Below are 24,580 nucleotides of genomic sequence, written 5' to 3'. Positions count from 1 at the left end.
AGACCCGGACCGGGTCTGCCCCACCAAGGTTATGCCGTTGTCAGGACTTGCGGGAGAACACCGCCACCGTGCGCCCCGGAACGGCGAAGGTGCCCGAAACCCGCTCGTAGGACGACCGCTTGACGGTAGGGTCCGCACCCGTCGCCTGGACCTCGTGCAGCGCGTACGCCGTGCCGGCCAGCGCGGCCACCCGCTGCTCCTGCGCCTGTGGCGTCGCGTTGAACACCACGACCAGGTCACCGAGTTCCATGGTGATCACCCCGGGCGTCTCGTCCTTCCCCGACAGCGGGAAGGACAGCGTGGACTGCACCTGAGCGGCCGTGCCGAGGGAGAACACGTTCTCCGTCGTACGGATCCTCAACAGGTCCTGGTAGGCCGCCGAGGCCCCCTGGATCTGCTCGCAGCCGACCTTCACCTGGCCCAACAGGGGCTTGGCGTACGACCACTTGGACTCGTTGTCGGCGGCCATCGGCAGACCCCGGCCGAAGCCGTTGCCGTCCGCGCAGTTCCAGTGGATGGCGTTGAACCAGTCGCCGCTGTCGTAGGAGTTGCGGTCCAGGGACTTGGAGCGCAGCAGGTCGGTGCCCGCCTGGGAGAGGGCCGGGCCCTGCGAGAGGGTGGCCGTCGCCAGGGCGAGGACCTGCATCCGGGCGCGGTCGTCGGCGCTGGTCGTGGCGGGCAGTTTGTACGTCAGCGCGTCGAACAGCGACTCGTTGTCGTGCGCGTCGGCGTAGGCGAGGGCGTCGCCGGGCGCGTCCGCGTACCCGGCGGGCTGCCCGTTGTAGTCGACCTGGGCGCCGGTGACCTGCTTGCCATCGGTGTCGGTGAAGGAGTACCGGGCGAGGTTGCCGCTCAGCCCGACCTTGATCAGGTCCTGGTAGTGCAGCAGCCGGGCCTTCTGCTCGGCGGACGTGCCGTTGTTCTTGGAGGAGTTGGGGTCGGTGTAGAGGCCGGACGCGAAGCCCTGGACGCCCGGGTCCTCGTCGAAGGGCCCGCCGCCGCGGACCGCGTCACGGGCGCGGTCGGAGAAGGTGGCGATGCCGGTTCCGGCCATGTTCTTCTGGGTGGCCTGCACGAAGCGGGCGTCGTCGGCGACCTCGCCGAAGTTCCAGCCCTCGCCGTACAGGATGATCTTCTTGCCGTCGACGCCGTCCTTGGCGAGAGTCAGGGAATCGAGCGCTCGCCTGACCGCCAGGATGTTGGCCTTCGGGTGGTGGCCCATGAGGTCGAAGCGGAAGCCGTCGACCTTGTACTCCTTGGCCCAGGTGACGATCGAGTCGACGACCAGCTTGCCCATCATCGCGTTCTCGGTCGCGGTGTTGGCGCAGCAGGTGCTGTTGGCGACCGAACCGTCGGCGAGGAGCCGCTGGTAGTAGCCGGGGACGATCCGGTCGAGGACGGAGGTGTCCGCCTGCCCGCTCGCCGCCGTGTGGTTGTAGACCACGTCCATGACGACCCGCAGACCGTCGTCGTTGAGCGCCTTGACCATCTTGCGGAACTCGACCGTGCGCCCGGTGCCGTCCGGGTCGGTGGCGTACGAACCCTCGGGGACCGTGTAGTGGTACGGGTCGTAGCCCCAGTTGAAGGCGTCCTTCGCGGCGGTCTTCGCGACGCACTCCTGCTGCTTGTCGGAGTCGGCCGGATAGGAGGCGAGGTCGCAGTCGGGGGTCGCCTGGTCGGACTTCTTCTCGGGGATGGTCGCGATGTCGAAGGCGGGCAGCAGGTGCACGTACGACGTGCCCGACTTGGCCAGCTCCTTGAGGTGCTGGGAGCCGTCGCTGTTCTTGTCGGTGAAGGCGAGGTACGTACCGGGATGGTCCGCCGTTCTGTCGGCGATCGAGAAGTCCCGGATGTGCAGCTCCTGGATCTGCGCGTCCTTGAGCGGGGTGGCCTTCGGCTTGGTGTACGACGTCCAGCCCGACGGGGCCAGGGACTTGTCGTCGAGGTCGACGACGAGGCTGCGCGCGGAGTCGGTGGTCAGGGCGACCGAGTAGGGGTCGGTGACCTTGTTGGTGACGACCTTCCGGACGCTGGGCGCCCAGACCTTGACGACGTACCGGTACTCCTTGCCCTTCCAGGACTTCGGGCCGGTGACGGACCAGACGCCGGTCCTCGCGTCGCGCTTCATGGCGACGGTGGAGCCGTCGAGTTCCAGCTTCACGGACTGCGCGGTCGGCGCCCAGACCGAGAGCGTGGGACGCCCCTTGCTGAACGTCGGCCCGAGATGCGCCTTCGTCGCCGTGTCCGCGTACAGGTCGTCGAGGACGCCGGAGATCTGGACGCCGGTCGCCGCGAGGACGGCGCCGTTCGCGGCCCGCTGGGAGGCGACGACCTGACCGCTGAGGGCCTGGCGGACCCGGTCGCGGTCACGGGGGTCGACGGTCCAGGCGATGTACGCCTTCAGGTGCGGGAACTTCTCCTTCTGGGCGTCGGTCAGGGTGGTCTTCGTCAGCCGCAGCCAGCGCTCGTCGTCGCTGGTCAGCGCCCCGTCCTTGACCGCGATCGAGCCGTCGCGGCTGTAGAGGAGCTGAGTGGAGGCGGCGGCGTCGGAGCCGTTCCAGGCGACCGTGTTCCGGTCGATCCAGACCGCCTTGGAGGTGGTCAGGTCGAGGGCGGCCGCGGAACCGGCGGGCTGCGGGAGCAGGTACTTCTCCTGGCCGTTCAACAGCCACACCTCATGGCCGTTGGCGGTGAGGTCGAGCGACTGGTCGGACGGGAGGTCCTTGTCGTCGCCCTTGTGGATGATGTAACTGAGGCTGGTGGCACCGTCGGTGAGCGGTACCTCGAAAACCGCGCCATAGGTGTCAGTCTTCACCGGCTTCAGCGGGTTCGACCAGTCGGTGGGGTTCGCGGCGCCCGTCCAGACGTGCAGCCCCCAGCCGTCGTAGTTCCCGTCGGCGCGGTGGTAGTGCAGTACGGCCTTGGTCTTGTCCTGCGCCGGATAGTCCGGCTTCTCCGTCAGGACATCCGCCTTGCCCTGCTCGATCCAGACCTCGCCGGTCCTGGTGACGTCGATCGTGCGGTCGGCGGAGACGTCCTTGTTCCCGTCCTTGTCGATGACGAGGAAGCCGACGTTGGAGGCGCCGGGCTTCAACTTGACGTAGGCGAAGGCGCCGTAGGCGTCCCGGCCGGTGAACGGGTGGCTGGCGGGCCAGTCGGTGGCCTCGCCGTCCGCGAGGTCGCCCCAGGCGTACAGGCCCCAGTCGGCGTAGTCGCCGTCCGTGCGCTTGTAGTGGACGATCGCGTAGTCGCGGGAGGAGGCGGTGGGGACCTCCTCGGCGGGCGGGGTGCCGGTGGTGGACGCGGCGAGGGCGCTCGCGGTGCGTCCCTGGGAGTCGACGACAACCGCCTTGTAGCGCAGGGCGGTTCCGGCCGGTACGTCCTTGCCGATCGCCTGCGTGACCTTGTACGGGGCGTGGTCGGCGGAGCCGAGCGTCTTCCACTTGCCGTTGCCGACCTGGGCGGCGAAGACGACCCGGTCGAGCCGGCCGCCGTCGACGTCTGCGCCGAGCTCGACGGTGCCGGTGGCGCCGGCGGCCGGGGCCTTGAGCGTGATCGTCGGCGCGGTGGCCGCCTTGGCGGGCCTGGCCGCCGCCTTGAGGACGATCGCGGAGCCGGCCGGGACGGTGACGGTGAGCTTCTTGCCGGCGTCGGACGTCACGGACGCGTCGCCGCCGTAGATGCCCTGGTACGCCATGGCGGCCGAACCGACCCCGAACGTCGCCGACTTGGCCTCACCGGCGTTGTTGAACGCGACCACGTACTCCTGGCCGGTCCTGGCGTCGGTGCGGGAGAAGGCGTACACGCCCGGGCCGTCGGCCGCGTAGCGCTCGGTCTGGATGCCGTCGGTGAGGGCCGGGTCGGCCTTGCGGAGCTTGGCGAGCGCGCTGATCTGCCGGTAGAGCGGGGCGCTCGTGTCGTAGGAGCTGCTCGCGTGGGTGCGGTCGGTGCCGATCTCGTCGTCGTCGAGGTAGTCGGCGGTCTTCGACGCGAACATCGTCTGGCGGGCGTCCTTGTCGCCGCCGGAGCCGGTGAAGCCCTGCTCGTCGCCGTAGTAGACGACCGGGTTGCCGCGGCTGAGGAACATCAGCTCGTTGGCGAGCCTGTCCTTCTTCAGCAGCTCGGCATCGGTCGCCTTCGGGTTGTCCTGGTTCAGGAAGTACCCGATGCGGCCCATGTCGTGGTTGCCGAGGAAGGTGACCTGCTCGTACGCGTTGGCCTTGTCCGTCGTGTACTTGTAGTCGTCGCCGAAGACGGAGGCCAGCTTCTGCGCGCTGCCGCCCTGGGAGGCGTACTGCCGGGCCGCCTCCTGGAAGGGGAAGTCGAGCGTGGCGTCGAGGCGGCCCTGGGTGACGTACGGCGAAGTGATCGACGTGTCGGCGGAGTAGACCTCGCCGAACATGAAGAAGTCGTCGCGGCCGTGCCGGGCGGCGTATGCGTCGAGGGCGGTGGCCCACTGGGTCCAGAAGTCCATGTCGACGTGCTTCACGGTGTCGATCCGGAAGCCGTCGACGTCGAAGTCCCGCACCCACTTCTCGTAGATCTTCTCCATGCCGCTGACGACCTCGGGACGCTCGGTCCACAGGTCGTCGAGGCCGGAGAAGTCGCCGTAGGTGGTGGACTCGCCCGCGTAGGTCGAGTCACCGCGGTTGTGGTACATCGTCGGGTCGTTGAGCCACGACGGGACCTTGTTGTTCTTGGCGGCCTTCGGCGTGCGCGGGAAGGAGCCGGCGTCGACCTCGGGGAAGTCCCGGGTGCCGTCCGCGTAGTCGGCGTCGTCGAACGGCTTGCCGTCCTTCGTCAGATACGGGAACGCGCCCTTGGAGAGGTAGTCGTAGGACTTCTCTTCATAGTCGACGACGTCGGCGGTGTGGTTGGTGATGACGTCGAAGAAGACCTTCATGCCCTTGGCGTGCGCCTTGGAGATGAGGGTCTCGAGGTCCTTGTTGGTGCCGAAGTGCGGGTCGACCTGGGTGAAGTCGGTGATCCAGTACCCGTGGTAGCCGGCCGAGGCGTTGGCCCCGGTGCCCTGCACGGGCTGGTTCTTGAAGATCGGCGCCATCCAGATGGCGGTGGTGCCGAGCCCCTTGATGTAATCGAGCTTCTTCGTCAGGCCCTTGAGGTCGCCGCCCTGGTAGAAGCCCTTGTCGGTGGGGTCGTACCCGGTGGTGAGGCGGGTGCCAGTCAGACCGCCCCGGTCATTGCCGGTGTCACCGTTGGCGAATCGGTCCGGGAGCACGAAGTAGAACTGCTCGCGCGTGGAGTCGTGCCGGGCGGGCTCGGCGGCGAGCTTGGCGTCGGACGGTGGCGGGGGCGGGGTGTCCGCCCGCGCCGCGAGGGGTTGGACGAGCGCTGCGGCCAGCGCGGTGACGGTGACCGCGGCGACCCGTCCGGCATGGGCGGTACGGCGCCTCGACGGCGTCGGCCATCTCGGTATCACAGATGGGCTCCTTGCGATTACGGCTCTCGGTGGGTCCGACCCCGCGCGACCGTATCGCCGCCGTAAGCATTACAGCAAGAGGCTTGAAACTGTCGGTAAGAAATTTCAGGAGCCGCTTCAGCGAGACTCTCAACAAGGGAAGTTGTTCTGCACGTTGCATTGACGTCCTCACCCACGTGAACGTGAGCGATTCCCGCCTGCCCCGCCGCGCGCAGCGGCTGGGCTTCGGGTGGGTTCCTGCTTCAACGAGCGCTGCCCCGGCTTGCGAGGTCTGACGTGCTCTCCACAGGCGTTTTGACGCTCCGCCTCGTGGCGCATCTCAGCGACACGTTTCCGTCCAGCGGCGCGTAGATTCGCCTCGGCGTTCTCATCTCGGTCGTGCTGGGTTCCGCACTCCGTGCACGTCCACACGCGGACGTTCAGCTGCCCGCGGCCCTTGGGGCCGGTAAGTCGCCCGCACCCGGTGCGGGAGCACAGCTGGGTGGAGGGGAACCACCGGTCGATCCTGACGAAGGTCCGCCCGTACCGTGCGCACTTGGCCTCCAGGGTGCGGGCAAATCTGCCGAGGGATTGGTCAAGGACGCTCTTGCCGAGCCAGCCACCGCGGGCGGCCATGCCCTTCACGTTCAGGTCCTCTACATAGACCGCTTGGCTCTCGCGGACGATGCGGGTGGTCTCCTGCTCGATGAAGTCGCGTCGCTGGTCAGCGATGCGGGCATGAATCTTCGCGACGGTCTGCTTGGCCTTGCGCCGGTTGTTCGATCCTTTCTGTTTACGAGACATGGCTCGCTGCGCTCTCTTGAGCTTGCGTTCCTGGCGGCGGAAGAACTTCGGGGACAGGATCTTCCGGCCGCGCAGCACGGCGTAGGAGGACAGGCCCAGGTCGATCCCGGTGTCCGTCTCCTCCATGTCCAGCTCGGGTAGAGGCTTGTCGTCCACCTCGACCACGAACGAGGCGAAGTACCGTCCGGACGGGTCCTGGATGACCGTCACCGACGACGGCTGTGAGGGCAGCTTGCGTGACCAGCGCACCTCGACGTCGCCGATCTTCGACAGCCGAAGTTTGCCGCTCTTGGTGATGGAGTGGGCGTTCGCGGTGAACCGAATCGTCTGCCGGGCGGTCTTCTTCTTCGTCTTCGGCGGGCCCATCCTCGGCCCCTTGCGAGTGCCGTTCTTCGAGGCGAAGAAGTTGCTGTACGCGGTCTCCAGATCGCGCAGCGACTGCTGGAGCACCACGGCGGACACCTGACCGAGCCAGGCCCGTTCCGGAGTCTTCTTGGCCTCGGTGATAACCCGCTTCGACAGCTCAGCCGCCGTCGGGCGGGGCACACCCTGCGCATACGCGTCACGACGCAGTCGAAGGGCGTCGTTCCACACGACGCGGGCGCACCCGAACGCCCTCGCCAGACTGCCGCGCTGAGAGGCGCTCGGGTACACACGAACGTTGTACCGGAGCTTCATGCAGATCACCGTATGGGCGCGCAATCGATCTATCGCACCAAGATCACATCCGGTCGAAATTATGCGCGCCATGAGCGCATGCGTTCCAACGCCTTCGATCACACGACGGTTCGAATCCTCACTGGCCTCCGTGTTGCTCCGTTGCTTCGAAGCTCAGCAGCTCGACTTGCCGACGTAGATCGCGAGGGCGGTGTTGGAGCCGAGAGTGGCTGTGAACTGCCCGCTGGAGTTCACCGTCACGGTCCTGTTCCCCTGCACGTCGCAGTACGTCCCCGCTGGCAAAGACGTCTGATACGTACGACCCAGCGAGCCCGATTCGTGGTTGATCGCCACGAACCCCTTGCTGCCCCGCCCGAACGCGATCGCGTCGCCGCCGTTGTCCCACCAGTTGGTGACGGCCGTGCCGCGCACGGCGTTGCGGAAGGCGACCATGCGGATGATCTCGGGCCAGGCGTGCTGGCACTTCCAGCCGTCCTGCCAACAGGCGTTCACCGTGCCGCCGTTGGGCGGGCCGGCGTCCGTGTCCGACCACTCGTAGCCGGAGTTGATGTCCGGGGCGCCGTACGGGTAGGCGAGCATGAAGACGTTGGCGAGGGTGTAGTTCGCGCCGTCCTTGTAGTTGAGCGTGCTGCCATTGCGCTCAGTGTCGTGGTTGTCGACGAAGACGCCCCCGACGCCACTGTTCAGGTAGCCCCAGCCCTCGCCGTAGTTCTTCAGGTAGGCGAGGTTCTCGTTGTTGAAGACGCGCTTGAGGTCGTAGGCGTAACGGAATTCCTGGACGTCCCCGTTGCCCGTGTACTCGGTGGGCTGGACGGCCTCGCCGCTGCCGTAGATGACCTCCTGCTTCCAGTACACGGAGGGGTTGGACAGGCGCGACTTGATGTTGGCGAGGTCGGTCGCCGGGATGTGCTTGGCCGCGTCGATGCGGAAGCCGTCGACGCCGTAGCCGAGGAGGCTGTTCATGTACCCGGCGATGGCCGAACGGACGTACTCCTCACCGGTGTCCAGGTCGGCGAGGCCGACGAGTTCGCAGTTCTGGACGTTGGTGCGGTTGGTGTAGTCGCTGATGGTGGCTGTGCAGTCGTCGAAGTCGTAGGAGGAGTACAGGCCGGGGTAGTTGTACTTCGTGTACGACGACCCGCCCGTACCGGTGCCGCTGCCCGCCGACATGTGGTTGACGACGGTGTCGACGACGACCTTCACCCCGGCCGCGTGACACGTGTCCACCATGCTCTTGAAGGCGGTGGCGTCACCGAGGCGACCGGCGATCTTGTAGCTGACGGGCTGGTACGACGTCCACCACTGCGAGCCCTGGATGTGCTCGGCGGGCGGGGAGACCTGGACATAGCCGTATCCGGCGGGGCCGAGGGTGCTGGTGCACTCCTTGGCGACCGAGGCGAACTTCCACTCGAACAGGACGGCGGTCACGTCCTTGGTGCCGGGCGGGGAAGCGACGGCGGGAGTGGCGGGGGCGACGAGGGCCGCTGCTGCGGCAAGCGCGGTGAGGGACGCGCCGGCTGACCATCTCGATATCACGTGGGGCTCCTTGCGGGACGGCCGGGCGTCTTTGCCCGGTGCCGGCGTGAACGTACCGCTGACGAAAGGTTTACAGCAAGGGGCTTGAAACTCACAGAAAGAACTTTCACCGGTTCTCTTGACGTGCCCTTCTCAACTGCCGCACGCTCACGACTTGTTGAATCCCCGACCTCTGATCGACTCCAGCTCCCCCCTCCCCGATTCCCCCTCCTGGAGCCGCACATGACCTGTCTACCGGGTGCGCTGAGCCGTACCACGAGGGCCTTGGCGGTCGGCGCCCTGGCGCTCGCCGGTGTCACCGCCCTGCCCGCCGCGACCGCCCACGCCGACGCCACCACCTCGGGCGATGTCATCGCCAACCTGTGGGAGTGGAACTGGGACTCGGTCGCCGCCGAGTGCACCGGCGTCCTCGGACCGAACGGCTACGGGGCGGTCCAGGTGGCCCCGCCCGCCGAGTCCCTCAAGCAGTCCTCGTACTACTGGTGGGACGCCTACCAGCCGTACTCCTACAACCTCGACAGCCGCTTCGGTACGGCGTCCGAGTTCGCGGCGATGGTCTCCGCCTGCCACACCGCCGGCGTCAAGGTGTATACGGACGCGGTGATCAACCACACCGCCGCGCAGACCGGCACCGGCTACGACGGCACCACGATCACCGACAAGTACGACACCCCCGACTGGGACCCGGGTGACTACCACCAGTCGGACGACTGCTCCGACTCCGACCTCGTCATCGACGACTGGTCGAACCTCACCGAGGTCCAGAACTGCGAACTGCTCGGCCTGCCCGACCTGGAGACCGAGAACGACAGCGTCCGCAGCGGCATCGCGGGCTTCCTCAACAAGCAACTCGCCCTCGGCGTCGACGGTTTCCGCGTCGACGCGGCCAAGCACATCCCGACCGCCGACCTCCAGGCGATCGAGGCCAAGCTGACCGACACGACGTCAGGTGCGGACCCGTACGTCTTCCAGGAGGTGTACCCGGGTTCGACCCCGGCGGCCTCGGACTACTACGCCTCCGGCGACGTCCTCGACTTCACCTACGCGAGCAAGCTGAAGTCCGCCTTCCAGGGCAACGTCAGCGACCTGGAGTCGCTGTCTTCCTCGGGTATCCTCACCCCCGCCAACTCGGTGTCCTTCGTGACCAACCACGACACCGAGCGCAACGGGCTGCACATGTCCTACAAGGACGGCGATGCGTACAAGCTCGCCAACCTCTTCCAGCTGGCCTACAAGTGGTCGACGCCGACCATCTATGCCGGCTGGGAGTTCACCCAGAGCGACCAGGCCCGCCGAACTCCGCCGGGTTCGTCACCGACACGGACTGCGCCCACGGCTGGTACTGCCTCGACCGGGACACCGCCGTCACCGGCATGGTCAAGTGGCACAACGCGGTGGGCTCGGAGGCGGTGTCCCACTGGTCGACGAAGTCGTCGAGCGTGATCGGTTTCTCCCGTGGCACCGCCGGCTACATCGCGATCAACAACGGTGCGTCGGCGGCGACCTACACCTTCGCGACAGGCCTGGCCGACGGGACGTACACCAACGTCATCGACAACGGGGCGACGACGGTGACGGTGTCGGGCGGCAGCGCGACGCTCACGATCCCGGCGAAGAGCGCGATCGCCTTCTACGACGGTGAGTTCACACCGTGCACGGCGTCCTGCGAGGACGACGGCGGCTCCACGCCGACCGTGACGGCCACCTTCGGCGAGTACGCGGCGACGACGTCCGGTCAGGACGTGTACGTGGTCGGCTCGATCGCGGCGCTGGGCGGCTGGGACACGTCGAAGGCGGTGAAGCTGTCGTCGTCCGGGTATCCGATCTGGTCCGGCGCGGTGGACGTCCCGATCAACACGTCGTTCGAGTTCAAGTTCATCAAGCGCGACAGCGCCGGCAACGTGACGTGGGAGTCCAACGCCAACAGAACGGCCACCACCACGACTTCGGCCCTGTCCGTCAACAGCTCCTGGAACGTGGCCACCGCCAGCGCCACCGACGTCACCTTCGACGTCACGGCCACGACCGACTGGGGCACCGACGTCTACGTCGTCGGCTCCGTCCCCTCCCTGGGTTCATGGGACACGAGCGCGGCGATCCCGCTGTCGTCGGCGTCCTACCCGACGTGGAGCAAGCTGGTGATCGTGCCGAAGAGCACGGCCTTCACGTACAAGTACATCAAGAAGGACGCCTCCGGGAACGTGACCTGGGAGTCCGGGACCAACCGCTCGTACACCACGGGCAGTTCGTCGGGCTACACGGCCGTCGACACCTGGAAGTAGCTCCGGCAAGACGCCGGGTCCCCGCCGCCCGAAGGCAGCGGGGACCCGGCGTCCGTGTTCCCGCTCAGGCCGTCGTCCACCACACGGTGGTGTCCGCCGGGACCTTCGTCTCGCCGTCGGCCTCCGTCACCTCGCCGCTCGCGAGCAGCACACGGCCGTACGACGGAGTCGTCACCGCTTCGCCGGTGGTGTTCGCCACGCAGACGAACTCGCCGCGGCGGAAGGCCAGTACGCCCTCCGGGGCGCGGAGCCATTCCACCGAGTCGCCCGCGCCCAGGTCGGGTTCGGCGCGGCGGACGGCGAGGGCCGTGCGGTAGAGCTCCAGGGTGGAGCCCGCGACGCCCGTCTGGGCCTCCACGCTCAGGTCCGCCCACTCCGCCGGCTGCGGAAGCCAGCTGCCGCCGGTGCCGAAGCCGTACGACGAACCCTCGCGCGTCCACGGGATCGGGACGCGGCAGCCGTCGCGGAAGCCGTCCTGGCCCGCGCCGCGGAAGTAGGCGGGGTCCTGGCGGACCTCGTCCGCGAGGTCGACGACGTCCGGCAGGCCCAGTTCCTCGCCCTGGTAGATGTACGCCGAACCGGGGAGGGCCAGCATGAGGAGGGTGGCCGCCCGGGCGCGGCGCAGGCCGAGGGCGCGGTCGCCCGCCGTGCGGATCTGGGTGCCGAGGCCCGCCGGGTTCGCGAAGCGGGTCGCGTGGCGGGTGACGTCGTGGTTGGAGAGGACCCATGTGGCCGGGGCGCCGACCGGGCGCATCGCCTCCAGGGTGAGGTCCACCACCTTGCGGAGCTCCTCCGCGTCCCAATAAGTGCCCAGGTACTGGAAGTTGAAGGCCTGGTGGAGTTCGTCGGGGCGGACGTAGTTCGCGGTGCGGGCGACCGTCGGGGTCCAGGCCTCGGCGACGAAGATGCGCTCGCCGGCGTACTCGTCGAGGATGAGCCGCCACTGACGGTAGATGTCGTGCACGCCGTCCTGGTCGAAGAACGGCATGACATCGTTGCCCAGCAACTTCAGCTGGTCGCCGTCGCCGCCGATGTCCGGCAGCCCCTCCGCCTTCACCATGCCGTGGGCCACGTCGATGCGGAAGCCGTCCACGCCCATGTCCAGCCAGAAGCGCAGGATGGAGCGGAACTCGTCGCCGACCGCGGGGTGTTCCCAGTTGAAGTCGGGCTGCTCGGGGGCGAAGAGGTGGAGGTACCACTCGCCGGGGGTGCCGTCGGGTTCGGTGACCCGGGTCCACGCCGGGCCGCCGAAGATGGACTCCCAGTTGTTCGGGGGGAGTTCGCCGTGCTCACCCTTGCCGGGGCGGAAGTGGTAGCGGTCGCGGAGGGGGGACCCGGGGCCTTCGCGCAGGGCGCGCTTGAACCACTCGTGCTGGTCGGAGGAGTGGTTGGGGACCAGGTCGACGATGATCCGCAGGCTCAGTTCATGCGCGTCGCGGATCAGCGCGTCCGCGTCCAGCAGGTTGCCGAACATCGGGTCCACGGCCCGGTAGTCGGCGACGTCGTAGCCGGCGTCGGCCTGCGGGGAGGCGTAGAAGGGGCTGAGCCACACGGCGTCCACGCCCAGGTCGCGCAGGTACGGAAGTCGGGAGCGGATGCCCTCCAGGTCGCCCATGCCGTCGCCGTTGCTGTCGGCGAAGCTGCGCGGATAGACCTGGTAGATCACCGCGTCCCGCCACCAGTCGCCGCGCTTGACTTGGGCGGGGGTCGGGGCCGAGGCGAGGGCGGAGTGCTGCTGGCTCATGGCGTCCTTGATACGTAACGGGGTCATGGGGTCAGGTGTGCAGACGAAGGTGATGCGAGGCGGCCGCGGTGACAGCGGGGTCGGATGGACACCACGGCCGCCTCGGGTCTGGAGGGGGCGATACCCCCGGCCGACGGTCAGCCCTTCGTGCCGCCGGCCGTGAGGCCGGCCACGAGGTTCTTCTGCACGAGGTAGAAGAACGCGGACACCGGTATGGCGATGAGTACCGCGGTCGCGGCCATCAGGTTGCGCTGGGCGTCGTGTTCGCTGACGAAGCTCTGCAGGCCCACGGCGAAGGTGTACTTGTCGTCGCTGAGCATGAAGGTCGAGGCGAAGGCGACCTCGCCGAAGGCGGTGATGAAGTTGTAGAAGGCGGCGACCGCGAGGCCCGGCTTGGCGAGCGGCAGGATCAGCCGGAAGAACGTGCCGAAGGGGGTCAGTCCGTCGACGCGGCCGGCCTCGTCGATCTCGAAGGGGATCGTGTCGAAGTAGCCCTTGAGCAGCCAGGCGCTGTAGGGGACCGCGGTCGCGCAGTAGACGAGGACGAGGCCGAGGTAGCTGTCGACGAGCTGAAGGTCGACGAGGATCTGGTACATCGGCACGATGAGGACGGCGATCGGGAACATCTGGGTGACCAGGAGCACCCACATGAGCTTCTTGTAGCCGGGGAACCGCATGCGGGAGACCGCGTAGCCGGTGGTGGCCGCAGCGAACACGCCGATGACGGTGGTGCCGAGGGAGACGATCAGCGAACTCTTCAGCCAGTCGAAGAAGCTGGTGTGCTGAAGGACGAACGAGTAGTTGTCCAGCGTCATCTTGTCCCAGATGCCGCCGGGGTGGAGGTAGTCGTCCTTGTCCGGGCCGAGGGAGAGATAGACCAGCCAGGCGATCGGGAACAGCGCGATCAGGCTCGCGACGATCAGGATGCCGTGGGAGGCGAGGGCGGCGGCGCGGCCGCGCTGCTCACGGCCGCGGACCTTGCGCGGCCGGGAGGCTTCGAGGACCTGGGGGGTCACCGGGCGGTCCGCCTTGATCTCGGAGGGGGTTGAGGTGCTCATGGTGACTCCTGCCTCAGATCGCGAGCTGCTGGTCATTGCGGTTCAGCCAGCGGCGGTAGAAGGAGGTGAAGACGATCAGGATGGCCAGCAGCAGGATGCCGTAGGCCGCCGACTGGGCGAAGTCACGTGGCTGCTGTCCGAAGCCGAGGTAGTAGGCCCAGGTGACGAGGATCTGCGCGTCGGGGGCGGTGTTGCCGAACAGCAGGAAGATGATGGCGAACTGGTTGAAGGTCCAGATCACGCCGAGGAGTACGACGGTGGAGCTGACGGACCTGAGGCCCGGCAGGGTGACGTACCGGAAGCGCTGCCAGGCGTTCGCGCCGTCCATCTCGGCGGCCTCGTAGAGCGAGGAGTCGATGGACTGCAGTCCGCCGAGGAGCGAGACCATCATGAACGGCACACCGCACCAGGTGTTGACCATGATCGCGGCGAACCGCTGCCAGAAGGTGTCCTCGAGCCAGGACGGTTCCGGCAGGTGGAGGCTGCCCAGGAAGCTGTTGATGATGCCGCTGTCGGCGAGCATGAACCGCCAGCCGAAGACGGTGACGAAGGTCGGCACGGCCCACGGCAGGATGAGGATCAGCCGGTAGAAGGTGCGGCCGCGCAGCTTCTGGTTGAGCAGCAGGGCGAGGCCGAGTCCGATGCCGTAGTGCAGGGCCACACAGGCGGCCGTCCACACGATCGTCCAGATGAAGTGCGACCAGAAGCGGTCGTAGGCGGTGTCGCCCCAGAGGATGTCGGCGTAGTTGTCGAGGCCGATGAACTTGTAGGTGGCGTCGATGTGGTTGACGCCGATCGTCCGCGCCGTGTTGAGGCTGTTGGCGTCGGTGAGCGTGAGGTAGAGGCCGTACACCAGCGGGTACAGCACGAGGACGCCGAGGACGATCGCCACGGGGGCGATCATCGCGTAGGCGTACCAGTGCTTCTGGTATCCGCGCTTCAGGCGCTGGCCCAGCCCGGGCCGGGGCCCGCGGTCACCGCGGCGCTTGCCGGTCGCGCGGTCGATGGCGACTGTCATGGTTCGACACCTTCTGGGAGGTTCAAGGGGTGTACGGCTCGTGTACGGCTCACAGGCCGATGGCCGCCGGATCCCTCCCCCCATGCTTCGGGGGATCCGGCGGCCGCTCGGGGCTTACTTGCTGAAGTCCGGGACCAGCTTGGCGATGGCGGTCTCGGCGTTGCTCAGCCCCTTGTCGAGGGACTCCTTGCCGCCGGCGATCTTCGGCAGCTCGGTGTCCAGCGGGCCCCACAGGGAGCTGTACTCGGGCAGCGCCGGGCGCGGCTGGGCGGCGGCGAGGACGCCCTGGTAGCCGGCGATGCCCGGGTCGGCCTTGACCTCGGCGGTGTAGGCGTCGTCACGGGTGGGCAGCGTGGAGTTCTTCAGCGCGATGGTCGACTGGGACTTCGCGGAGGTCATGAAGTTGACGAACTTCAGCGCGGCCTTCTGGTGGGCGGCGTCGGAGCCGGCGTAGACCGAGAGGTTGTGGCCGCCGGTCGGGGCGCCCGCCTTGCCGGTGGAGCCGGCCGGGACGGTGGCGATGCCGAGGTTGTTCTTGTCCTTGAACGCGGAGCCCTTGTAGAAGTTGGTGATCTCCCACGGGCCCTGGATGATCGCGGCGACCTTGCCGTTGACGAACGCGTCCTGGATGTGGGCGTAGGCGTCGGCGGTGGTGTCGGCCTTGTGCAGGCCCTTGCCGGAGAAGAGGCTCAGCCAGGTGCCGTACGCCTTCTTCGCGGCGTCGGAGTTGACCGTGATCTTCTTGGCGGCGGCGTCGACGGTGTCGGTGCCCTCGCCGTAGAGGAAGGACTGGGCGTAGTAGGCCTGGGTGGAGCCCCAGTAGCCGTCGACGCCGGTCTTGGCCTTGATGGTGGCGGCGGCCTTCTTCAGGTCGTCCCAGGTCTTGGGGGCCTCGACGCCGGCCTTCTCGAAGAGGGCCTTGTTGTAGACGAGGGCGAGGGTGTCGGTGACCAGCGGGACGCCGTAGGTCTTGCCCTCGTACTTGGCCTGCTCGATCAGGTTCGGCTTGAACTTGGCCTGGTCGGCGAGGGCCTCGGTGCCGTCGAGGGGCAGCAGGTAGCTCTTCTTGGCGAAGGCGGGGGTCCAGCCGACCTCGGAGCGCAGCACGTCCGGGGCGCCCTTGGAGCCGGCGGCGGTGTCGAACTTGTTCTGCGCCTGGTCGAACTGGACGTTGACGTACTTGACCTTGACGTCCTTGTTCGCGGCCTCGAACTCCTTGATGAGGGCCTTGTACGTCGGCGCCTCGTTGGTGGCGTTGGAGGTGTCCCACCAGGTGATGGTGACCGGACCGCTCGAGTCGCTGCCGCTGTCGTCTCCGTTGCACGCCGTCGCTGCGAGGGCGAGGGACGCCACCAGCGCGGTGGCCGCTATGCCACGCCGCATGAGTTCTCCTTGAGGGTGAAAGCCCGTGTGGTGCGAGGGGCGGTCCCGCCCGCTCCCCGCGTGATGTGAGGGCCGGCCCCGTCAGCCGCCCTCACCGTCTTGCCGACCGCGCCGTTGCCGCCGCCGGGCGTCGCCGAACGTAACAGCGATGTAAGCGTTGCGAAAGACCTTGCAGCAAAAAAGTGCAAGACGTCATCGACGTTATCCGGGCGTGACCTCGTGGCTACCGCCGTGAGACGCTTGTTTCCAGGGGTGGAGCGGGAAAGAGCGCCCTGTGCAAGACTCTGCAAGCTCTTGCCATCACTTTCACGAGGGAGCGCGATGACCCAGCAACTCGGACCGGGACGGTCAACAGGTCGCCCACGGCGTCCGATTGGTGTGCAAGGCGAGGGTCGGCCGGTACAGTCCAACCCTGTGACCACACGGCTTGCCGACATCGCTGCTCAAGCGGGGGTCAGCGAAGCGACCGTCAGCCGCGTCCTCAACGGGAAGCCGGGCGTCGCCGCCACCACCCGCCAGTCCGTGCTGGCCGCTCTCGACGTCCTGGGCTACGAGCGCCCGGTGCGCCTGCGGCAGCGCAGTGAGGGCCTGGTGGGCCTGATAACCCCGGAGCTGGAGAACCCGATATTCCCGGCGCTGGCCCAGGTGATCGGGCAGGCGCTGACGCGGCAGGGGTACACCCCGGTGCTGGCCACCCAGACCCCGGGCGGTTCCACGGAGGACGAGCTCACGGAGATGCTCGTCGACCGGGGCGTGGCGGGCATCATCTTCGTCTCCGGACTGCACGCGGACACCTCCGCCGACATGCAGCGCTACGAGCAGCTGCGCGGCCAGGGCGTGCCGTTCGTGCTGGTGGACGGTTTCTCGCCGAAGGTGCAGGCGCCGTTCATCTCCCCCGACGACCGCGCCGCGATGACGCTGGCGGTCACGCATCTCGCCTCGCTCGGTCACACCCGGATCGGTCTCGCGCTCGGCCCGAAGCGGTTCGTGCCGGTACAGCGCAAGATCGAGGGCTTCGTACGGGCGATGCAGGACCAGTTGGGGCTGTCGGCGGAGGCCGTCGAGGCGGAGCTGGTCCAGCACTCGCTCTACACCCTGGAGGGCGGTCAGGCCGCGGCCACCGCGTTGATCGGCCGGGGCTGTACGGCGGTGGTGTGCGCGAGCGACATGATGGCGCTGGGTGCCATACGGGCCGCCCGGCAGCTCGGCCTCGAAGTGCCGCAGGACGTCTCGGTGGTGGGCTTCGACGACTCCCCCCTGATCGCGTTCACCGATCCGCCGCTGACGACGGTCCGCAAGCCGGTTCCGGCGATGGGCCAGGCCGCGGTGCGGACGCTGCTGGAGGAGATCGGCGGGACGCCCGCGCCGCACAGTGAGTTCGTGTTCATGCCCGAGCTGGTGGTGCGCGGTTCGACGGCTTCGGCGCCTGTTTCGTCCCGTGGGGAGCGTTCTCGTTCCTGAGGTGGAGAAAACGGGGTTCCGGGCCCTGCGCGGGGAGGAGACGAGGGTCTCGTCCCGCCGTAGAACATGCGTCCTGAACCCGCCCGAGGGATGATCTGGGGGCAAGGGCTTTTCTGGCAGACTCTGTGTCCATGGGTGATTCGACCGTGACAACAGTGGAAGGCCGCGAAGAGGCCGTTCTGCACCCTGTCTCGGACGATTCGGGCAGGAGCCTCCTTCGCCGCCTGCGCACCCCGCGCCGCCCCCGCCTCTGGTTCGAGATCCTGCTGATCGCGGTGAGTTACTGGACGTACTCACTGATCCGCAACGCGGTCCCGGAGCAGAAGGCCGAGGCGCTGCGCAACGCCGACTGGATCTGGCGGGTTGAGCACGACCTGGGGATCGCGGTCGAGGAGTCGGTCAACCACGCCGTGAACTCGGTGACTTGGCTGATCGTGGGCATGAACTACTACTACGCGACGCTGCACTTCGTGGTGACGCTGGGTGTGCTGGTGTGGCTGTTCCGTTACCACCCCGGCCGCTACGCGGCGACCCGCACGGTCCTGTTCGCCACCACCGCCGTCGCCCTCGTCGGTTACTACCTGTATCCGCTGGCCCCGCCCCGGCTGATGAACGGCGGCGACTTCGTCGACACCGTCGTGGTCCACCAGACCTGGGGTTCGATGGCGTCCGGCGACCTCAAGAGCATGTCCAACCAGTACGCCGCGATGCCGTCGATGCACATCGGCTGGTCGTTGTGGTGCGGTCTGACGATCTTCGCGCTGGCGTCGGTGCCGTGGGTGCGGGTCCTGGGCCTGCTGTACCCCGCGGCCACCCTGGTCGTCATCGTCGCCACCGCCAACCACTTCTGGCTGGACGCGGTCGGCGGCATGCTCTGCCTGGCCTTCGGTTTCACGGTGGCACGGCTCTGGTACGGAGCACTGCCGTACCGCCTGCCGCAGCTGGTCCCGGCGCCCGTCAAGCAGCCCCGGCGGCAGCCCGCATCGCCGTGATGAACGCCCGCAGTGCGGGCTGTGGTGGCGCGGTCTCGCGTACGGCCGCGTGGATCGAGCGTGAGGGCTGGGGGCCGCGCAGCTCGCGTACTACCACACCGGGCCGGACGCCCACTCCCAGCCCCAGTCTCGGGATCAGGCTCACCCCCATCCCCGCCGCGACGAACCCCTGCGCGGTGACGTAGTCCTCGCTCTCGACGACGAACCCCGGCCGGAAGCCGGCGGCCTCGCAGGCGGCCAGCTGGGCGTCGAGACAGGGGCCGGGCCATTCGCTGCCGACCCAGGCCTCGGCCGCGAGGTCGGACAGCGCCAGGTCGGAAACGTCCGCGAGCCGGTGCCCGGCGGGCAGCACGGCCAGGTACGGATCGTCCAGCAGATGCAGCAGCCGTACGCCGTCGTGGGCGGGGTTCCGCGGCCCCACCACCAGCGCCAGGTCCGCCCGGCCCTCCCGGACGTCCGGCAGCGGGTCCTCGGGGTCGATCAGCTTCAGCTCGATCTGCACCCCGGGGTGTTCCTCCCGCAGCCGCGCCACCGCCGGGGCGACGAGTGAGGCACCCGCGGTGGCGAAGTACCGCACCGCCAGCCGCCCGGTACGGCCCGCGAGCAGGTCGGCCAGCGCCGTCTCCGCCTCGGCGACCTGGCGGCTGATGGTGTCGGCGTACTCGGTCAGCAGCAGCCCGGCCGCCGTCGGCCGCACCCCGCGCCCGACCCGCTCCAGCAGCTCGGTCCGGGCCTCCTTCTCCAGCGCGGCGATCTGCTGACTCACGGCCGACGGCGTGTACCCGAGGACCGCCGCGGCCCCCGTCACCGACCCGCTGCTCACCACGGCCCGCAGCACCTGCATGCGACGCACATCCAGCATGTAGCACAGCTTAACGACTCATGCAGAACTCTTCACTTGTCCTCACGCGTCCGCTCCCCGACCGTAGAGCCATGTCTCCCACCTCCACCCTGCGCATGGCCGCCCTGGCCCTCCTGTGGGGCTCCGGGTTCCTCTGGATCAAGCTGGCCCTGGACCACGGCCTCTCCCCCGCCCAGATCACCATCGTCCGCTGCGCCCTGGGGACGGTCACCCTGTTGGTGCTGGCCCGCTCGGCCGGCCAGCGACTCCCCCGCTCCCGCGCCACCTGGGGGCATCTGGTGATCGCCGCGCTGTTCTGCAACGCGATCCCGTTCGCCCTGTTCGCGGTGGGCGAGCAGCACCTCGACTCGGGCATCGCGGGCGTCCTGAACGCCACGACCCCGCTGTGGTCGCTCCTGATCGGCGTGCTGCTGGGCACCGACCGAGGACTGCGTCCGCTGCGCCTGACCGGGCTGGTCGCCGGCTTCGCCGGTACAGTGCTGATCTTCGCGCCCTGGCAGCGCTCGGGCCTGCTGAGCTGGGCCGCGCTGGCCCTGCTGGGCGCGGCGGCGAGCTACGCGGTGGCGTTCGCGTACATGGCCCGCAAACTGACCGACAAACGGGCGCCGATGGCGATGTCGGCGGCGCAGATGCTGATGGCGACGGGGTGGGCGACACTGTCGGCGCCGGTGGCCGGGCCGGTGGACGCGGACCTGGTGGGGCTGGGCGCGGTCACGGCACTGGGCGTGCTGGGAACGGGGGTCACCTTCTACCTCAACTACCGCTTGATCGCGGACGAAGGGCCGACGACAGCCGCGACGGTCGGCTACTTGCTGCCCGTCGTGTCGGTAGGCCTGGGCGCACTGTTGCTCGACGAGCAGGTAGGGCTGAGGGTGCTGGCAGGCATGGCAGTGGTTTTGGTCGGCGTCGCCATGACGCGCCCCACAGGGGCGCGGGGAACTGCGCGAGCAACCACGACGGCGCGCAAGCCGAAAACGGTCTACGCCCCGTAGAACAACGTCTCCACCACACCCCGAGCCCGCCGCGCGGTCCTCCGATACGCATCCAGCATGTCCCCCGCATGCCCGGGCCCGTACCCCAAGTACCGCCCCACAGCGGCCAGTTCGCGCGGCTCGGTGGGAAACGTGTCCCCGGCCCGCCCCCGCACCAGCATCACGGCATTTCGCACCCGCGTGGCCAACACCCAGGCCTCGTCCAGGATCTCGGCATCCTCACCCGAGATGAGCCCGGCAGCACACGCGGCGGCCAGCGCCTCCCGCGTACGGGTCGTACGGAGCCCCGGCTCGGCCCAGCCGTGCTGCAGCTGAAGCAGCTGCACGGTCCATTCGACGTCGGACAAACCCCCCGGCCCGAGCTTCGTGTGCAGCTTCGGGTCCGCGCCGCGGGGCAACCGCTCGGACTCCATCCGCGCCTTGAGCCGCCGGATCTCCCGTACGGCGTCCTCCCCGAGCCCCTGCGCCGGGTACCGCAGCGGATCGATGAGCTCGATGAAGCGCCGTCCCAACTCCTCGTCCCCGGCGACGGGTTCGGCCCGCAGCAGCGCCTGCGACTCCCAGACCAGCGACCACCGGCGGTAGTACGCCTCGTACGACTTCAGCGTCCGTACCAGCGGCCCGGACTTGCCCTCCGGGCGCAGGTCGGCGTCGATCAGCAGCGGCGGGTCGGCGCTCGGGAGCTGCAGCAGGCGGCGCATCTCGGAGACGACCTTGCCCGCGGCCTCGGCAGCCGACTGCTCGGGGACGCCGTTGCGCGGCTCGTGGACGAAGAGGACGTCCGCGTCGGAGCCGTAGCCGAGTTCGTGGCCGCCGAAGCGTCCCATGCCGATGACGGCGAAGCGGGTGGGCAGGGTGTCGCCCCAGGTGGCGCGGACGACCGCGCGGAGCGTGCCCGCGAGGGTCGCCGCGGTGAGGTCGGAGACGGCGCCGCCGACGCGGTCGACGAGGGCGCCCTGATCGGCCTCGACGGGCTGGGTCTCGGTGCCGTAGGAGCCGACGATGTCGGCGGCGGCGGTGCGGAACAGCTCGCGGCGGCGTACGCCACGGGCCGCGGCGACGGCCTGCTCGGCGCTGTCCGCGCGGCGGACGGCGGCGAGGACCTCCGGTTCCAGCGAGGCCCGGTCGCGGGGCGCGAGCCCTTCCTCGTCGCCGAGGAGCGCGACCGCCTCGGGGGCGCGCATCAGCAGGTCGGGGGCGAGGCGGCCGGCGGACAGGACCCGGGCGAGGTTCTCCGCGGCGGCGCCCTCGTCGCGGAGCAGCCGCAGGTACCACGGGGTCTTGCCCAACGCGTCCGAGACCTTGCGGAAGTTGAGCAGTCCGGCGTCCGGGTCGGCGGAGTCGGCGAACCAGCCCAGCAGCACGGGCAGGAGGGTGCGCTGGATGGCGGCCTTGCGGGTGACGCCGGAGGCGAGGGCCTCCAGGTGACGCAGGGCGGAGGCGGGGTCGGCGTACCCCAGCGCCACCAGTCGCTCCCGGGCCGCCTCCGGGCTCAACCTGGCTTCTCCCGGCGCCAGTTGGGCGGCGGCGTCGAGCAGCGGGCGGTAGAAGAGCTTCTCGTGCAGGCGCCGTACGACACTGCTGTGCCGCTTCCATTCGCGGTTCAGCTCGGCGACCGGGTCGGTGCGCAGGCCGAGGGAGCGGCCGATGCGGCGCAGGTCGGCCTCGTCCTCGGGGACGAGGTGGGTGCGGCGCAGCCGGAACAGCTGGATGCGGTGTTCCATGGAGCGCAGGAAGCGGTAGGCGTCGTCGAGTTGCACGGCGTCGTCGCGGCCGACGTAGCCGCCGGCGGCGAGGGCCTGGAGGGCGTCGAGGGTGGTGCCGCTGCGCAGCGAGGGATCGGCGCGGCCGTGCACCAACTGGAGGAGCTGGACGGCGAATTCGACGTCACGGAGTCCGCCGGGGCCGAGTTTCAGCTCCCGCTCGATCTCCGCCACGGGGATGTTCTCGACGACCCTCCGGCGCATCTTCTGCACGTCGGCGACGAAGTTCTCGCGCTCGGCGGCCTTCCAGACGAGGGGTTCGACGGCGGCGACGTACTCCTCGCCGAGCTCGATGTCCCCGGCGACCGGGCGGGCCTTGAGGAGGGCCTGGAACTCCCAGGTCTTGGCCCACCGCTGGTAGTAGGCGAGATGGGAGGAGAGCGTGCGGACCAGCGGACCGTTTCTGCCCTCGGGGCGGAGGTTGGCGTCGACGGGCCAGATGGAGCCCTCGACGGTGGTCTCGGAGCAGACCCGCATCATGTGCGAGGCGAGCTTGGTGGCGGCGCGCAGGGCCTTGCCCTCGTCGGCTCCGTCGACCGCCTCGCCCACGAAGATGACATCGACGTCGGAGACGTAGTTGAGCTCATGGCCCCCGCACTTGCCCATCGCGATGACGGCGAGCCGGCACAGGGCGGCGTCCTCGGGGGCGGCGGCGCGGGCGATCGCGAGGGCGGCGCGCAGGGTCGCGGTGGCGAGGTCGGCGAGCTCAGCGGCGGTCTCGGCCACATCGGTGGTGCCGCACACGTCACGGGCGGCGATGGACAGCAGGCAGCGGCGGTAGGCGACGCGCAGGGAGACCGGGTCGTCGGCCCCGGCGAGCCCGCGTTCGAACTCCTCCACGCCGGGGTGCAGATCGCGCGGCTCGTACATGACGAGCGCCTGCCAGTCCCCGGCGTGCCGGGCGAGGTGCTCGCCGAGCGCGGCGGAGGCGCCGAGCACCCCAAGGAGCCGGTCGCGCAGCGGCTTGGCCGCTATGACCGTGTCGAGCAGCTCGCGGTCGGTCTGCGCCTCCAGAAGCCGGACGAGGCCGTGCAGCGCGAGGTCGGGGTCGGCGGTGGCCCCGAGGGCCTCCAGCAGCACCGGGTCGTTGCGTACGCCGCTCAGCTCCGGCCCGTCCAGGAGCCGCTCGGCGGCGGAGGGATCGGTGAATCCGTGCCGGAGCAGCCTGCTGAACGTACTGCTCCTGCGCCCCGGCGCCGTCATCCCCGGCCCTCCCGTCGGATCAAGGTCGTACGCGACCCGCGTGATCTGCGGGATGTGCGTGATCTACCGCGATCGAGCCTAACCGCAGAGCCTGCGGGAAGCGCCGATGAGTTCCGGGCCGGAACGGGGTCTGCCCTGTATGACTCACGACATGACGCACGACGAACCCGATACCCGGCTGGACGAGCGCTACAGCGACCCGACCGCCACGGCCGTCCCCTGGTCGCGGGCCACGGCGCTGCTGGAGTCGGCGGAGCTGTTCTGGATCTCGACGGTACGGCCGGACGGGCGGCCGCATGTGACACCCCTGCCCGCGGTCTGGTCGGAGGGCGCCCTGCACTTCTGCACCGGCCCCGAGGAGCGCAAGGCCCTGAACCTCGCGGCGAACCCGCAGGTGGTGCTGACCACCGGGACGAACACCTGGGACAAGGGGTACGACCTGGTCGTGGAGGGCGAGGCGGTGCGCGTCGCCGACGACGGCCGGCTGCGCGCGCTGGCGGCCGCGTGGGAGGCGAAGTACGGCGAGTTCTGGCACTTCGACGTGCGGGACGGCAGCTTCCACCACGGCGGGGGGAGCGCTCTGGTCTTTTCGGTGGCGCCACGCACCGTTTTCGGCTTCGGTAAGGGGGAGCCGTTCAGTCAGACGCGATGGCGATTCATCTGAGGGAGCCTTGCCGTGAACATGAGCCTCGAAGTGATCCTCATGCCGGTCACCGACGTGGACCGGGCCAAGGAGTTCTACCGGGACAAGGTCGGTTTCCACGTGGACCTCGACGGCGAGGTGATGCCCGGCGTCCGGATCGTCCAGCTGACCCCGCCGGGCTCGGGCTGTTCGATCGCGCTCGTGGACGGCCTCCAGGTCCCGACCGGAACCCCGCAGCCGGGCACGTACCACGGCATGCAGCTGTGCGTGACGGACGCGAAGGCGGCGTACGAGGAGCTGACCGCGCGTGGTCTGGACGTGACCGAGCCGCAGTCCTTCGGCCCCCAGGACGGCGCCACGTTCATGTACTTCAAGGACCCGGACGGAAACGGCTGGGCGATCCAGGAGTACCGCCGCAGGGCCACGGAACCCCTCCACCAGGTGCTGGCGCAACTGGCAGAGGGGTAGCCGGCCTGCGCCTACAGCACCGGCAGGTTCTTCCGCAGCTCGAACGCGGTGACCTCGGAGCGGTACTCCTCCCACTCCTGGCGCTTGTTGCGCAGGAAGTGACGGGGGGTCGGGGCGACCTCGCGCAATCGACGTCGGCGCTGCGGTGACCTGCGGTCGAGGGGTCGTCACTGGTCGTTGTTGGTCACCGTGGGCCACCCTTCGACGGCCCACGGACGGCCCGGATCTGGAGGTAGGGCCACCTTGCCATCGCTTGACGGTGTGGACTTCTGAG

16 protein-coding genes and 1 pseudogene are annotated in these 24,580 nt (G+C 69.0%); 7 read left to right on the top strand and 10 right to left on the bottom strand.

Going from position 1 to position 24,580, the window contains the following annotated elements:
• Positions 1–40: 40 nt before the first annotated feature.
• The 3 genes from pulA to ACFUO4_RS15650 all read right to left on the bottom strand — a co-directional run bounded on the left by pulA (position 41) and on the right by ACFUO4_RS15650 (position 8,437).
• Positions 41–5,440 (bottom strand): pullulanase-type alpha-1,6-glucosidase, encoded by a 5,400-nt coding sequence (pulA, locus tag ACFUO4_RS15660; RefSeq protein ID WP_383484572.1) that lies wholly within the window; start codon positions 5,438–5,440, stop codon positions 41–43.
• A gap of 168 nt (positions 5,441–5,608) precedes the next feature.
• Complete coding sequence (locus ACFUO4_RS15655; RefSeq protein WP_383484569.1) at positions 5,609–7,003, bottom strand: RNA-guided endonuclease InsQ/TnpB family protein; 1,395 nt, start codon at positions 7,001–7,003, stop codon at positions 5,609–5,611.
• 51 nt (positions 7,004–7,054) lie between these two features.
• Complete coding sequence (locus ACFUO4_RS15650; protein WP_383484566.1) at positions 7,055–8,437, bottom strand: alpha-amylase family protein; 1,383 nt, start codon at positions 8,435–8,437, stop codon at positions 7,055–7,057.
• A gap of 222 nt (positions 8,438–8,659) precedes the next feature.
• Between ACFUO4_RS15650 and ACFUO4_RS15645 the strand changes: the two genes are divergently transcribed.
• Both ACFUO4_RS15645 and ACFUO4_RS15640 read left to right on the top strand, forming a co-directional pair.
• The gene (locus ACFUO4_RS15645) at positions 8,660–9,880 is read left to right on the top strand and encodes an alpha-amylase family glycosyl hydrolase (protein WP_383484558.1); all 1,221 of its coding nucleotides are present in this window, start codon (positions 8,660–8,662) and stop codon (positions 9,878–9,880) included.
• A complete protein-coding gene (locus ACFUO4_RS15640) occupies positions 9,811–10,719 on the top strand; it encodes a carbohydrate-binding module family 20 domain-containing protein (RefSeq protein ID WP_383484555.1) in 909 nt (302 codons plus the stop codon). The genes ACFUO4_RS15645 and ACFUO4_RS15640 overlap by 70 nt, the downstream gene beginning before the upstream one ends.
• A gap of 64 nt (positions 10,720–10,783) precedes the next feature.
• Here the strand turns inward: ACFUO4_RS15640 and ACFUO4_RS15635 are convergent, their stop codons facing one another.
• The 4 genes from ACFUO4_RS15635 to ACFUO4_RS15620 form a co-directional block, all read right to left on the bottom strand.
• The gene (locus tag ACFUO4_RS15635) at positions 10,784–12,463 is read right to left on the bottom strand and encodes a glycoside hydrolase family 13 protein (RefSeq protein ID WP_383485714.1); all 1,680 of its coding nucleotides are present in this window, start codon (positions 12,461–12,463) and stop codon (positions 10,784–10,786) included.
• 137 nt (positions 12,464–12,600) lie between these two features.
• A complete protein-coding gene (locus ACFUO4_RS15630) occupies positions 12,601–13,521 on the bottom strand; it encodes a sugar ABC transporter permease (RefSeq protein WP_079306518.1) in 921 nt (306 codons plus the stop codon).
• Positions 13,522–13,534: 13 nt separating this feature from the next.
• Complete coding sequence (locus tag ACFUO4_RS15625) at positions 13,535–14,539, bottom strand: carbohydrate ABC transporter permease (RefSeq protein WP_079306516.1); 1,005 nt, start codon at positions 14,537–14,539, stop codon at positions 13,535–13,537.
• A gap of 114 nt (positions 14,540–14,653) precedes the next feature.
• On the bottom strand, positions 14,654–15,922 hold the full coding sequence (locus ACFUO4_RS15620; RefSeq protein ID WP_383484550.1) for an extracellular solute-binding protein: 1,269 nt from the start codon (positions 15,920–15,922) through the stop codon (positions 14,654–14,656).
• A 414-nt stretch (positions 15,923–16,336) separates the two neighbouring features.
• On the opposite strand from ACFUO4_RS15620, the gene ACFUO4_RS15615 reads away from it, so the two are divergent.
• Both ACFUO4_RS15615 and ACFUO4_RS15610 read left to right on the top strand, forming a co-directional pair.
• Entirely contained in the window at positions 16,337–17,383 is a 1,047-nt protein-coding gene (locus ACFUO4_RS15615; RefSeq protein WP_383484547.1) for a LacI family DNA-binding transcriptional regulator, read from the top strand.
• Between the two features lie 131 nt (positions 17,384–17,514).
• Positions 17,515–18,375 (top strand): phosphatase PAP2 family protein, encoded by an 861-nt coding sequence (locus tag ACFUO4_RS15610; protein ID WP_383484543.1) that lies wholly within the window; start codon positions 17,515–17,517, stop codon positions 18,373–18,375.
• Here the strand turns inward: ACFUO4_RS15610 and ACFUO4_RS15605 are convergent.
• Positions 18,341–19,237 (bottom strand): LysR family transcriptional regulator, encoded by an 897-nt coding sequence (locus ACFUO4_RS15605; RefSeq protein WP_383484540.1) that lies wholly within the window; start codon positions 19,235–19,237, stop codon positions 18,341–18,343. The genes ACFUO4_RS15610 and ACFUO4_RS15605 overlap by 35 nt on opposite strands.
• A gap of 71 nt (positions 19,238–19,308) precedes the next feature.
• Here ACFUO4_RS15605 and ACFUO4_RS15600 point away from each other — a divergent pair, with 71 nt between their 5' ends.
• The gene (locus tag ACFUO4_RS15600; protein WP_383484537.1) at positions 19,309–20,229 is read left to right on the top strand and encodes a DMT family transporter; all 921 of its coding nucleotides are present in this window, start codon (positions 19,309–19,311) and stop codon (positions 20,227–20,229) included.
• Here ACFUO4_RS15600 and ACFUO4_RS15595 read toward each other — a convergent pair.
• A complete protein-coding gene (locus tag ACFUO4_RS15595) occupies positions 20,217–23,195 on the bottom strand; it encodes a bifunctional [glutamine synthetase] adenylyltransferase/[glutamine synthetase]-adenylyl-L-tyrosine phosphorylase (protein WP_383484534.1) in 2,979 nt (992 codons plus the stop codon). The genes ACFUO4_RS15600 and ACFUO4_RS15595 overlap by 13 nt on opposite strands.
• Positions 23,196–23,346: 151 nt before the next feature.
• On the opposite strand from ACFUO4_RS15595, the gene ACFUO4_RS15590 reads away from it, so the two are divergent.
• Both ACFUO4_RS15590 and ACFUO4_RS15585 read left to right on the top strand, forming a co-directional pair.
• Positions 23,347–23,859, top strand: a complete 513-nt coding sequence (locus ACFUO4_RS15590) for a pyridoxamine 5'-phosphate oxidase family protein (RefSeq protein WP_079306576.1) — start codon at positions 23,347–23,349, stop codon at positions 23,857–23,859.
• A 12-nt stretch (positions 23,860–23,871) separates the two neighbouring features.
• The gene (locus ACFUO4_RS15585) at positions 23,872–24,306 is read left to right on the top strand and encodes a VOC family protein (protein ID WP_079306508.1); all 435 of its coding nucleotides are present in this window, start codon (positions 23,872–23,874) and stop codon (positions 24,304–24,306) included.
• A gap of 11 nt (positions 24,307–24,317) precedes the next feature.
• Here ACFUO4_RS15585 and ACFUO4_RS15580 read toward each other — a convergent pair.
• Positions 24,318–24,404 (bottom strand): annotated as a pseudogene (locus ACFUO4_RS15580) (glutamine synthetase); the annotation flags it as partial.
• Positions 24,405–24,580 lie beyond the last annotated feature (176 nt).

Source organism: Streptomyces sp. NPDC057280, from assembly GCF_042668605.1.
Lineage (GTDB): Bacteria > Actinomycetota > Actinomycetes > Streptomycetales > Streptomycetaceae > Streptomyces.
The sequence above is the reverse complement of the archived record's forward strand: the minus strand, read 5'-3'. Positions and strand labels throughout refer to the sequence as shown.